11 protein-coding genes are annotated in these 12,748 nt (G+C 41.6%); 3 read left to right on the forward strand and 8 right to left on the reverse strand.

The features are described from left to right. The 7 genes from V7L95_RS01215 to dnaE all read right to left on the reverse strand — a co-directional run bounded on the left by V7L95_RS01215 (position 1) and on the right by dnaE (position 10,429). On the reverse strand, positions 1 to 390 hold the full coding sequence (locus tag V7L95_RS01215) for an FxsA family protein (RefSeq protein WP_007501703.1): 390 nt from the start codon (positions 388 to 390) through the stop codon (positions 1 to 3). Positions 391 to 489: 99 nt separating this feature from the next. Continuing rightward, positions 490 to 2,250: a pyruvate kinase gene (gene pyk / locus V7L95_RS01220; protein WP_008346071.1), complete on the reverse strand. Its 1,761-nt coding sequence runs from the start codon at positions 2,248 to 2,250 to the stop codon at positions 490 to 492. A 27-nt stretch (positions 2,251 to 2,277) separates the two neighbouring features. Further along, a complete protein-coding gene (pfkA, locus tag V7L95_RS01225; protein WP_017358271.1) occupies positions 2,278 to 3,237 on the reverse strand; it encodes a 6-phosphofructokinase in 960 nt (319 codons plus the stop codon). Between the two features lie 339 nt (positions 3,238 to 3,576). Continuing rightward, entirely contained in the window at positions 3,577 to 4,554 is a 978-nt protein-coding gene (gene accA, locus V7L95_RS01230; RefSeq protein ID WP_017358272.1) for an acetyl-CoA carboxylase carboxyl transferase subunit alpha, read from the reverse strand. Next, positions 4,539 to 5,414: an acetyl-CoA carboxylase, carboxyltransferase subunit beta gene (accD, locus tag V7L95_RS01235; protein WP_008346077.1), complete on the reverse strand. Its 876-nt coding sequence runs from the start codon at positions 5,412 to 5,414 to the stop codon at positions 4,539 to 4,541. Before accD ends, accA begins: the two co-directional genes overlap by 16 nt. A 305-nt stretch (positions 5,415 to 5,719) precedes the next feature. After that, positions 5,720 to 6,952 carry a malic enzyme-like NAD(P)-binding protein gene (locus V7L95_RS01240; RefSeq protein ID WP_007501712.1) on the reverse strand — a complete coding sequence of 411 codons (1,233 nt, stop codon included), beginning with the start codon at positions 6,950 to 6,952 and terminating at the stop codon, positions 5,720 to 5,722. A 141-nt stretch (positions 6,953 to 7,093) separates the two neighbouring features. After that, positions 7,094 to 10,429 (reverse strand): DNA polymerase III subunit alpha, encoded by a 3,336-nt coding sequence (gene dnaE, locus V7L95_RS01245; RefSeq protein WP_340967821.1) that lies wholly within the window; start codon positions 10,427 to 10,429, stop codon positions 7,094 to 7,096. Between the two features lie 137 nt (positions 10,430 to 10,566). On the opposite strand from dnaE, the gene V7L95_RS01250 reads away from it, so the two are divergent. The 3 genes from V7L95_RS01250 (at position 10,567) to V7L95_RS01260 (ending at position 11,702) form a co-directional block, all read left to right on the forward strand. Next, positions 10,567 to 10,908, forward strand: a complete 342-nt coding sequence (locus V7L95_RS01250) for a YtrH family sporulation protein (RefSeq protein WP_007501717.1) — start codon at positions 10,567 to 10,569, stop codon at positions 10,906 to 10,908. Further along, positions 10,905 to 11,408, forward strand: coding sequence for a sporulation membrane protein YtrI (gene ytrI / locus V7L95_RS01255; RefSeq protein ID WP_025207775.1), 504 nt, complete (start codon positions 10,905 to 10,907; stop codon positions 11,406 to 11,408). The genes V7L95_RS01250 and ytrI overlap by 4 nt, the downstream gene beginning before the upstream one ends. Positions 11,409 to 11,516: 108 nt before the next feature. Next, positions 11,517 to 11,702 carry a hypothetical protein gene (locus V7L95_RS01260; protein ID WP_008346082.1) on the forward strand — a complete coding sequence of 62 codons (186 nt, stop codon included), beginning with the start codon at positions 11,517 to 11,519 and terminating at the stop codon, positions 11,700 to 11,702. Between the two features lie 49 nt (positions 11,703 to 11,751). Here V7L95_RS01260 and V7L95_RS01265 read toward each other — a convergent pair whose 3' ends face one another. Next, positions 11,752 to 12,693, reverse strand: a complete 942-nt coding sequence (locus V7L95_RS01265; RefSeq protein ID WP_007501719.1) for a bifunctional oligoribonuclease/PAP phosphatase NrnA — start codon at positions 12,691 to 12,693, stop codon at positions 11,752 to 11,754. Positions 12,694 to 12,748: the final 55 nt, after the last annotated feature.

Consider the following 12,748-nt stretch of genomic DNA (forward strand, 5'->3'; position numbering starts at 1 on the left):
TTATCGTATAATCGTATAGCGTTTGCGATTGGACATGTTTCTAAGCCAGCGCTCAAAGAGCGGTTTGATCCGTTTTCTTGTCATGGGAATGAGCAGAACAGCCCCAATCAGATCAGAAAGGAATCCAGGTATGAGCAGCAGCAAACCACCGATCAGAATGCAGAAGCCATCGACAATGGTGGCCCCTGGCATTTTGCCATATTGTAAATCTCGCTGTACTTTCTGAAATGCTTCTATTCCTTGTTTTCTTGCAAAGTAAGCACCTAGTGCACTTGTCAGCACAATGACTAGCATCGTTGGTAAAATACCAATGATGTTACTTGAGATTAAAAATAAACTAATTTCCACTGCTGGGAACAGAATCAATAATAGTAGAAAATATTTTTTCAACCATATCACCTCATGGGGTCTCTTTCATCGAAAGCTGTTTACTTTTTTTAGTGTAACATAAAAAAAGAGAGGAGTCAGATAACTCCCCTCGTGTGTGATTTAAAGGACGCTTGCACGGCCTTTGTAGATCGCTCCGCGTGCTGGATCTACTGTAATCTCTTCGCCTTCTTTTAGAAGTGTTGTGGCACTGTCAAGACCAACAATGACTGGAATGCCAAGACTGAGCCCAACGACTGCTGCATGGCTTGTTAAACCGCCTTCTTCCGTGATAAGGGCAGACGCTTTTTCTAAAGCACCCATCATATCACGATCTGTGCAGTTTGCGACAAGTATCGCACCATCGTACATTTTTTCCTCTGCTTCTTTTCCGCTTTGTGCAATAACAACCGGTCCAAATGCAGATTTGCGGCCAATTCCTTGACCCTTCGCAATGATGTCACCGACAACATACACTTTCATTAAGTTGGTTGTACCTGTTTCACCAACTGGCACACCAGCTGTAATCACGATTAAATCACCATGTCTTACATAGCCTGTTTCAATTGACTTTTCTACTGCATTCTCAAGCATTTCATCAGTAGATGTCGTTTTTGAACCGCTCTTTGCAAATACACCGAATACGAGTGAAAGTTTTCTTGCCACTGATTCGTTTGCTGTGACTGCTACGATTGGTGCTTTTGGTCTATATTTTGAAATCATTCTTGCAGTATGACCGCTCTCAGTAGGTGTCACAATCGCTGCCACATCAAGCTTCATAGCTGTGTGCGCAACAGATTGACCGATCGCATCTGTAATGCTGACCTCTACTTCTTCGCTTCTGCGAGAAAGGATTGCTTTATAGTTAAGTGCTTCCTCTGAACGTGAGGCAATGTTGTGCATCGTTTGCACAGCTTCAACTGGATATGTTCCTGCTGCTGTTTCACCAGATAGCATGATCGCATCTGTACCGTCAAAAATAGCATTTGCCACGTCACTTGCTTCCGCACGAGTTGGACGCGGGTTACGCTGCATGCTGTCCAGCATTTGAGTTGCTGTGATGACAGGCTTGCCTAAACGGTTGCATTTTTTGATCAGCATTTTTTGAACAAGTGGTACTTCTTCTGCCGGAATCTCTACACCAAGATCTCCACGCGCGACCATCAGTCCATCTGATACCTCAAGGATTTCATCGATGTTATCAACGCCCTCTTGGTTTTCAATCTTCGGAATGATTTGAATGTCAGCTGCGTTGTTCTTTTCAAGCAGCTCACGAATTTCAAGAACATCAGAAGCTCGTCTCACAAAAGAAGCTGCGATGAAATCGACACCTTGTTCAATTCCAAACAGAATATCATTGGCATCCTTTTCTGTAATACCCGGCAAGTTCACACTCACACCCGGTACGTTGACACCTTTTTTGTTTTTCAGTGTACCTGTATTCATCACTTTTGTGACGATTTCTTTTCGGTCCTTATTTAACTCTTTTACTTCTAGACCAATCAGACCATCATCTAATAAGATGGTTGAGCCCACTTCTACATCATGAATTAAATCTTCGTACGTCACACTGATTTTTTCAGTGTTTCCCACAATGTCTTCCATACTCACGATAAGATCAGCACCAGCAACTAACTCAATTGAGCCGTTTTCAACTGTGCGTGTACGGATCTCTGGACCTTTTGTATCAAGAAGGATCGCAATGTCCTTGCCTAAAGTTTTACCTGCTTTGCGAATGTTTTCAATACGTGCACCATGCTCTTCAAAATCTCCATGAGAGAAGTTTAGTCTGGCTACATTCATTCCTGCTTCAATCAATTCAGTCAGCTTTTCAATGCTTTCACTTGCTGGACCGATTGTACAAACGATTTTTGTCTTTCTCATTACTGTTCCTCCTAAGGTCTTCTCGTTTTATATAGAGAGCTCTTGTGAAAGTCGGTACATATTTTGATCGACTGTATGCTTTTTATCTAAGATGTCTAAAATATCGTGATGAACGAGTTCGTTGCTTTGAATGCCTACACAGCGTCCGCCTCTTCCTTCAAGAAGAAGTTCTACTGCATACGCTCCTAAGCGACTTGCGAGCACTCGGTCAAACGCACTTGGAGAACCTCCACGCTGAATATGTCCTAAGACAGATACACGCGTTTCAAGGCTTGTCTCCTCTTCAATTCTCTTACCAAATTCGACACCGCTGCCTACGCCTTCTGCGACGATGATGATACTGTGTTTCTTGCCGCGCTCATGTCCTCTTCTCAATCTGGCAATAATTTCGTCCATGTCATAGTCTGCTTCAGGAATCAAAATCGATTCAGCTCCGCCTGCAAGACCTGACCAAAGGGCAATATCCCCTGCATGTCTTCCCATTACTTCCACTACGTATGTACGTTCATGAGATGTGGCTGTATCACGAATTTTATCAATGGCATCAATGACTGTATTTAGTGCTGTATCAAAGCCAATAGTGAAATCAGTACCAGGAATGTCATTGTCAATCGTGCCAGGGACACCTACACATGGAAAACCGAGCTCTGTTAACTTCTTCGCTCCCATGAATGAGCCATCTCCACCGATGACAACAAGTCCTTCAATACCGAATTTTTTTAAGTTCTCAATCCCTTTTTCACGACCTTCAACTGTCTTGAATTCAGGACATCTTGCCGTGTAAAGTTTTGTTCCCCCGCGATGAATGATATCGCCTACTGAACCTATTTCGAGTTTCTCAATTTTACCGTTAATTAGACCTGAATATCCATTATAAATACCGTAAACTTCTACATTATGGTAAATTGCTTTCCTTACAACTGCGCGCACAGCTGCATTCATTCCTGGGGAATCCCCACCGCTCGTTAAAACTCCTATACGCTTCATCTTTTTCACCTCAGAGACCATATATGAATTAAACATACCATTTCCACTGCTTGAAAACAATCATGAGCAAAACCGGATGTTTTCAATACGAATTTCTAAAACCGTACTTATTATACAATTAAATAAAATGTTTTTAAACAAAAGTTAAGAAAGTCATGAAAGCACTTTGTTCAAAAAACAGTTGATTCAAGTGCTCTAAACCTTGTCAAATCAACGTTTTCAGACGTTTCAAATTTTATGAAAACAAAAGAAAATTATTTTCAAATAGCGCTTACATCAGATCGTTTTGATGAAAAAAGACGAAAAAAATAAACGCCAGCCAAAAGGCTGTACGTTTATTTAGTTTACCCCAATATATTGATTTTCAATCGATACTTTACCGATTGCTTTGTATTTTTGATATCTTTGTTCGACTAATTCTTCAGGCGATTGTTTGAGCAAAGATGTAAGTGACTGTTTTAATGTTTTTTCAATGTAGGCTGCTTGTTGTTTCACGTCTCGGTGTGCTCCACCTTGCACTTCTTTAATAACATCATCTATAATATCTAATTCTTTTAGGTCTGGAGCGGTAATTTTCATTGATTCTGCAGCTTTTTTCGCAAGTGATGAGTCCTTCCAGAGCAGTGCTGCTGCACCTTCAGGTGAAATCACTGAATATGTTGAGTTCTCTAGCATAAATAGGTGGTTTCCTACGCCTAAGCCTAGTGCTCCGCCACTTCCGCCTTCTCCAATGACAATACAGACAACCGGTACACGAAGTCCTGCCATTTCGAAAAGGTTTTTCGCAATTGCTTCACTTTGCCCGCGTTCTTCAGCTGCTTTACCAGGATAAGCTCCTTTTGTATCAATAAAGCAAATGATTGGACGATTAAATTTATCTGCTTGTTTCATCAAGCGCAATGCTTTACGGTAACCTTCTGGATGCGGCATCCCGAAATTACGGCGCAAGTTTTCTTTTGTGTCTTTTCCGCGCTGATGACCAATGACTGTGACAGGAAGTCCTTTAAACGTGGCAATTCCTCCAACGATGGCTTCATCGTCGCCATAAAAACGATCACCGTGACATTCGAAAAAGTGATCAAACAGCTCTTGAATGTAATCGAGAGTTGTTGGGCGCATCGCATGACGAGCAATTTGTACTCTGTCCCACGGCTTTAAATTTGTATAAATGTCTGTTTCAAGCTTACTCAGACGCGTTTCAAGGCGCTCAATTTCCGCACTTAAATCCATCTCTGAGTTTTGTGTGAACTTTTTCAATTCATCAATTTTCGCTCGAAGTTCAATGACAGGTTTTTCAAATTCTAGTTCTCCAGCCACTCTCGTTCACCTCCTGTGCTGTGTAATGCTAAGATTTGGCCTAATGTTTCTTTCATTTCTGCACGGTGAATCACAGCATCTAGCTGACCATGCTTCATTAAAAATTCAGCCGTTTGGAAGTCCTCTGGTAGGTCTTCACGAATGGTTTGTTCAATGATTCTGCGACCAGCAAAACCAATTAATGCACCAGGCTCAGCAAAGTTGTAATCACCGAGAGACGCAAAACTAGCTGATACACCACCAGTTGTCGGATTGGTCATCACAGAGATAATCAGACCTTGATCCTCGCTGAACAGCTTTAATGCTGAACTTGTTTTTGCCATCTGCATTAGACTAAGAATCCCCTCTTGCATTCTTGCTCCTCCAGATGCAGTGAAGATGATAAATGGCACCTTGTCCGCTTTTGCTTTCTCAATAGCTAATGTAATCTTTTCACCAACGACTGAGCCCATGCTGCCCATACGGAACGTGGCATCCATGACAGCAATGACAGCACTTTGACCTTTAATTTCACCTTTTCCTGTTACGATGGCTTCATTCAAAGATGTTTTTTCTCTGTCTTTCTGAAGCTTTTCTTCGTAGCCTGGGAAACCGAGCGGATTCTCAGAAATGAGGTGACCGTTAAATTCTTCAAATGTGCCTTCGTCTACAAGGCTTTCAATACGTTGTTTTGCATTCATTTGCAAATGTCTGCCGCAATTCATGCAAACACGTAAATTTTTATCTAGTTCTTTGGTGAGCATTATTTTTTTACATTGCGGACATTTGGTCATGATGCCTTCAGGCACATCTTGACTTGCCTGTTCAGAGGGTACAGATGCATATTTTTTCTTTTTACTGAAAATATTCTTGATTGACAAATGACTACCTCCCTTTTTGAAGGGTTTTTTCTTTACACGCACATCCACTATTATAGGACATGTCATAACTGTACCGAAACTATTGTACTTTTTTTGTCAAACGCTGTCATCCTTCATTCAATTTTTTCAGTGGGGAATTGATGAGAAATGAGTATAGGTTTGGGGCGCTGAGTAGTTGGTATATGTGAATTGTGAACGTCTACAAAAAAATCTCATTTAGGATGAAAAAAATTTCGTGTAAGAGAGGAAATGGTGCACGTTTTTCCTCCAAATTCAGAAAGAACGTGCACACTTTTCCAATTCGATTACTCGCCGATAATCGTTAATTTTCTTGTTTTTTCTGCAACAGCTTCTGGGTCTACTTTGATTCTTGAAACGCCCGTTTCCATTGCTGCTTTTGCCACTGCTTTGGCTACCGCTGGCGCTACTCGTGCATCAAATGGTGCAGGGATAACGTATTCCGCTGACAATTCTTCATCTGATACAAGGGAAGCAATCGCTTCAACAGCTGCAATTTTCATTTCTTCGTTAATATGTGTCGCACGTACATCAAGCGCTCCGCGGAAAATTCCTGGGAATGCAAGGACGTTGTTCACTTGGTTCGGGAAGTCAGAACGGCCAGTTCCTACAACACTTGCACCTGCTGCATGTGCATCTTCTGGCATGATCTCTGGGTTTGGATTCGCCATTGCGAAGATGACAGGATCTTTTGCCATTTTTCCAACCATTTCTTTAGTTAAAGCACCTGCTACTGACACGCCGATAAAGACATCTGCGCCTTCAATCACTTCTTCTAAAGAACCTTCTTTACGATCTTGGTTCGTGAATTTAGCTACTTCATTTTTCACTGCATTCATACCATTCGGACGGCCTTCATAAATAGCGCCTTTTGTATCACACATGATGATATCACGTACACCGAAATGATAAAGAAGTTTGATAATCGCAATTCCTGCTGCTCCAGCGCCGTTTGCAACTACTTTAATTGAAGACATTGATTTTCCAGACAGCTTCAGTGCATTCACAAGTCCTGCCACTGTTACAATCGCTGTCCCGTGCTGATCATCGTGGAAAACAGGAATGTTTGTCTCTTTTTTCAAACGCTCTTCAATGATAAAGCAGTTTGGTGCTGCAATATCTTCAAGGTTCACGCCGCCAAACGTCGGCTCAAGAAGCTTCACTGTTTCAACGATTTTGTCTACATCGTTTGTTGCAAGTGCGATTGGGAATGCATCAACACCTGCAAAGCTTTTGAATAATACAGCTTTTCCTTCCATTACTGGAAGAGATGCTTCTGCCCCAATGTTTCCAAGCCCTAACACAGCACTTCCGTCTGTGACAACAGCAACCATATTGCCTTTCATTGTATAATCATACACTTTGCTTGTGTCGTCATAAATATCTTTACATGGCTCTGCCACACCTGGTGAGTAAGCCAAGCTCAAGTCTTTCGCATTTTTCACTTGTACCTTTGATTTTGATTCGAGTTTGCCTTGATTCTCTTTGTGCATATGTAATGCTTCTTCTCTTAATGACATGTGATGAACACTCCTTCAAGTGGAAAATGATTTAATGAATTGCTAAGTTGATAAGCACATACTTGGCAGTTTAAATACACAGAATCTTTAAAATGATAACACAATAGGTGAAATTGTAAAACATATTCAGACGATTTGTCATCATTTAATCACAACGTTTTGTTCACCGAGCAGCTCTTTTAACTGGAAAATGACCGCATGATCTGCATGAACTTTGTATGCATCTGGAAGTCTCATCGTCTTTTTTTGCTTTTCATAATACAAATAGACATCTGCTTCTCCGCTGTGCATGGAGATCACTCGTTTCACTTGTTCTAGCAGCTCCTGCGTATGGTTCTCTTCTTTGACTCGAATGTAGACAGATTCTTTTCTTTTAGAGCCCATCTCTTCCAGTAGAACAGCTTCTTGCACGATGATTTGACTGCTCTCATTTCTGACATCTATTCTGCCTTCAACATAAAGCATTGCGCCCTCCTCAAATAAGGGGGACAGCTTTCTAAATTGCTCTGGAAAGACGACACCTTCCATTTCTCCCGTTTCATCCCCGAATGTGACAAATGCCATCGATTGTCCATTTTTTGTCCGAATCGATTTCACCTTTGTCAAAAGACCACCCATTGAGATCTTTCGCTTTATATAGGAAGAAAGTCTGATGATTTCCACTGCACCATTCTCTCTCAAACGATCTCGATACGCTTGTACTGGGTGATTTGATAAATATAACCCGAGTGCTTCTTTCTCAAATTGCAAGAGATCGACAAGCGGCATTTCTTCTATCTCCGCATATTTTAACTCAAGTGGGAAGGTTGTATCCCCAAGAAAGTCCAGCTGATCCTCAGGTGTTAAAAATGACACATGGTCTAACGCAATATCTATCGATGCTAATAACGAAGCACGATTTGGATGAAGCTCATCCATTGCCCCTGAGAAAATGAGGGCTTCAATCGTTTTTCGGTTGACACTCTTTGTTGATACCCTTGCGCAAAAATCAAATAAATCTTCAAATGGCTTTTCCTGCCTTGCTCTGTATATATCCTTTACAGCTGACACTCCGACATTTTTGATCGCTCTTAAGCTGTAGCGGATCTCCCCTTTTTCAACCGTGAATGGAAATTCGCTCTTATTAATAGAAGGCTTCAACACAGATATCCCTTTTTCCTTTGCCTCATAGAAATATTGAGCCACTTTGTCTTCATTTCCAATCACACTCGTTAAAAGACCGCACATAAAATATAACGGATAATGCGCTTTTAAATAAGCAAGCTGAAAGCCGATCATGCTATATGCAACAGCATGGCTTCTATTAAAACCATAGTTTGCAAATTTGACGATTAGGTCATAAACGTCATTTGCAATGTTAACAGGATACTCCTTTTTTAGGCATCCTTCAACAAAATGGCTTCGCTCTTCATCAAGCACCTTTTTATCCTTCTTTGAAACGGCTCTTCTTAGTAAATCAGCCTCGCCCAGCTTAAAGCCTGCCATCTTTGCTGCAATCAGCATGATTTGCTCCTGATAGACGATGACCCCATATGTATCCTTTAAGATGTCATACAAATCTGGATGCGGGTAGGAGACTTTCACTCTGCCATGCTTTCGGTCGATAAAGAGCGGGATATTCTCCATCGGACCCGGGCGGTATAAGGCATTGACAGCCACGATATCTTCTAGACTAGAAGGTTTCAGTCGTCTCAGCACCTGACGCATACCTTGTGACTCCAGCTGGAAAATCCCCGTTGTATCTCCCGCTGATAACAAATCAAACGTTTTCTGATCTTCATATGAAATGTCACTAAAGTTAATGTGGACGTTTTCCTGTCTTTCAATCTGGTTTTTAATGGATTCAATTAATGTTAAGTTTCTCAAACCTAAAAAATCCATTTTTAAAAGACCGAGATCTTCTAAATAATTCATCGCATATTGTGTCAAATACACTCCATCATGGCCTTCTTGAATAGGCACGACTTGTGTGAGCGGCTCCTCACTTAGGACAACGCCGGCTGCATGTGTTGATGTATGTCTTGGTAATCCTTCTACCTTTAAAGCGATTTGAAACACTCTTTGCAGCTCTTCAGATTGCTGGAGCAGTGTTTTTAATTCTGAGGAGACTGTCACCGCTTCTTTCAGTGTCGTCCCTGGCTTTGATGGGATGAGCTTTGCAAGGTGGTCTGCTGCTTTTGAATCAATTCCCATCACACGTCCGACATCTCTTAAAGCTGCCTTTGCGGCAAGTGTTCCAAACGTGACAATTTGCGCCACATGCATATCCCCATATTTGTCTTTTACATATGAAATGATTTCATCTCTTCTCGTGTCAGGAAAATCGATATCTATATCCGGCATGCTGATTCGTTCAGGATTTAAAAAACGCTCAAATAAAAGCCCGTGACGGATCGGATCGACATCTGTAATAAACAGAACATACGCAACTAAAGAGCCTGCTGCTGATCCCCGGCCAGGACCTGTGACAATGCCATGATCATGAGCATACTTCATAAAATCCCACACAATGAGGAAATAATCACTGAAATTCATTTTTTGAATGATGCTCAGCTCATACTCAAGCCTTTTGATATATGTGTCATTTGAAGCAATCTGTCTTCGGTTCATGCCTTCTTGGCACACTCTTCGTAAAAACTGATCAGCTGTTGATTGATCAGGCGTCGGATAAGTTGGCAGTTTCGTCTGACCAAGATTTAAATCGACCTCGCAGCGGTTTGCAATCTCAACCGTTCTTGCCAGCAATTCTGGATCATCACCATACCACTTCATCATTTCTTCGATCGATCTGAAATGCTTGTCTCCTTGGTCTTCCTCTATTTCTGATAACTGCTGGCCTGCTTTAATGGCTTTTAAACATGTATATGCGGTTTTGTCCTCTTGATGGATATAGTGGACGTCACCTGTTGCCACAAGCGGGATGTTCGCCCTTTTTGAGAGTTCCCTGAGCTTATGAGACAGCTCTTCGTCCTGCTGAAACGGCTGAACGGCTAAATACACATGTTCCTCACCAAAAAGATCTTTTAAATGGCTCGCTGCATCCCTTGCTTCATCTAGCTGATCATGTTGCAGCAGCGTTTCAATATAGCCGGATACGCCTGGTGTGATGGCAATAAGGCCATGATGATAGGCTTTCAGCCATTTCTCTTTCAGGCCGGTTTTTGACTTTGATTTCAAGACACTGCTAATTTTGATCAAGTTTTGATAGCCTTCATTGTTTTTAGCAAGGAGGATCAAAGGATAAGCCTCTGTCTCTTGTTCATCTATGAAGACAGAAGCTGTTAAACCGATAATCGGCTTGATGCCATGTGTTTTACATTCCTTATAAAATTCAACCGTTCCATACATCACATGGTCATCGGTAAGAGCGAGCGCTTGATAGCCAAGTTCTTTCGCCTTTAATACGAGCTCCTTGACCTTCGCTGCACTGCTCAATAAGCTGTATCCACTGTGGACCTGAAGATGAACATAGGACATGCTTAATCCACTCCTTTCGTCTAAATTCATTCTTTCATTATAAAACGCGATGCGGTGAGAAACAAATGTTCTTTCTTTTTCGCTCGTTCATACTTGTCCAGCACACGCCATATATTGAATAGAGTGAGGTGGGAAAAATGGATGTGAAGGAAGCCTTTATTCCAAACTTTATTAGCTGTTATTTTATCGCACTGGGGGTTATTTTGGGCGGTGCCATTATCGGCGGGGTAGGTGCATATTTATCTGGTCAGCCACCGCTATCAATTATTTCAAGTCTTGCCAACCGCTTAAAAATTTGGGCACTTGTTGCGGCTATCGGTGGAACTTTTGATGCGGTCTATAGTTTTGAAAGAGGGATTTTCGAAGGGAACACACGTGATATTTTCAAGCAGATCTTGCTCATTATCTCTGCTATGGGCGGTGCGCAAACGGGGTATCTCCTGATTACGTGGCTCACTCAGGAGCATGTATCATCATGAGGGTGCCTGAACTGTATAAACGTCCAGGCTGGCAGCGTTTTTTTGCTGGGATGATGTTCGGCGCAGTTATCAGCTGGCTGATTTTTCTCTTTACGTACGGCACCTTTCAGGAGAAACAAGTGACACTGCTCAGAAGCCAGCAGCACCATATGGACAGTCTGAAAGAACAAATCACACTCTATCGGGAAGATTTGCATAAATTAAATGAAGACAATAAGCAGCGTCTGCTTATTCAGAGCGTAGACGTTCACCTCGTCAACCGTGAGCAGTACAAAATCCCGGAGCCAGATACCTTGAAATTTGAAGATCAGGTGAAAGAGGATATCTCAGAGGTGATCACAAAGGATATTGAAAGTGTCTATAAAACAAAAGAGCTCTTAAAACGGACCGTGGAAAATAAAGAATATACGATTAGAGAAAAGGCATACCGCGCCAAAGTCACAGAGCTGACCATCTATACAAAACTTTCGCTTGAAGTGCGTATTTCCTTTGCTGAATAATAGATGATGTGGAATTTTTATGAATTTCTGCACTCAATGATCGCTTTTCACTTGTTATTTTTATACACTAAAAGAAGAACGAGATGATCAAAGAAAGAGGTGAGAACAATGGAGGTTTACAGCTATCGTCAAATGGCACGAGACAAAGCAAGCCGGATTAAAGACGGCATGTGTGCTTATGCTGAGACAGAAATGATGGCCCATTTAATTAAAAAAGAATTAAAGCATCAAAATCTCCAAGCCTATGAAGATTCAACTGACATCGGCTGCTGGTTTATCCCTGTATCCAAGTAACCCTTTTCTCAAAGCTCAAAAAAGAGAGGGGGAACTTGAAGCCCCTCTCTCACGATGATGATTTACATACTTCTTCTAAATCACGCAAAATCTCATCTGCAACTGCCCAATCATATATGGACGCACCGGCTGCAAGCGGGTGACCTCCGCCATGATATTTTTTAGCAATGGTGTTAATGACGACGCCTTTTGAGCGGAATCTCACACGAATCTGATCGTTCTCTTCCACAAAAAAGACCCATGCCTTAATCCCTGCAATATTTCCAAGTGTTCCAACAAGCTGTGAGGCTTGCTGCGCTGTTGTTTGGAATGACTCCAAAATGTCACGTTTAATAAAAACAGAAGCTACGCCATTCTCTGATAAGGAGATATGTTGAAAAATATAGCCATTTAATTTCACGACATTCAAATCTGTCTCATACAATTGATTGAAAAGGTCTGATGATGAAAACGGATATTCGATGAGTTCACCCGCATATTTGAGTGTCTTTTTCGTTGTGTTTGGGAAAAGGAAACGGCCTGTGTCTCCTACAATGCCGGCATAAATGAGTTCTGCCGCCTTTGTATTCAGCTGATATCCTTCTTCTTTCCCCTCTAAATACAGCTCATAAATCATTTCACTAACAGAGCTTGCTTCTGTATCAACCCAAAGCAAATCACCATACGGATCTTCATTCGGATGATGATCAATTTTCATCAGCTTATCGCCCATTGAATAACGCTGATCATCAATTCTTGCTTGATTCGCAGTGTCACAGACAATGACAAGGGCACCTTTGTACACTTCATCTGGCACCTCATCTAATTCATATAAAAATGAAAGGGATGGCTCAGGGGTTCCTGTCGCATAAATATTTTTTTCTGGATAGGTGGCACGCAAGATTTCCGTAAGGCCGCACTGCGATCCATATGCGTCTGGATCAGGTCTTACATGTCTATGAATGATGATGGTGTCATATAATGATATGGTTCTAATCAGTTCTTTTTTCATAAATACTCCTTCTTATGCGATACTCTTTTTATTATTAAATCATAATCTACCCAGA

Origin of the sequence: Bacillus sp. PPSBB_11, from assembly GCF_038023285.1 — a bacterium.
GTDB lineage: Bacteria > Bacillota > Bacilli > Bacillales > Bacillaceae > Bacillus > Bacillus altitudinis.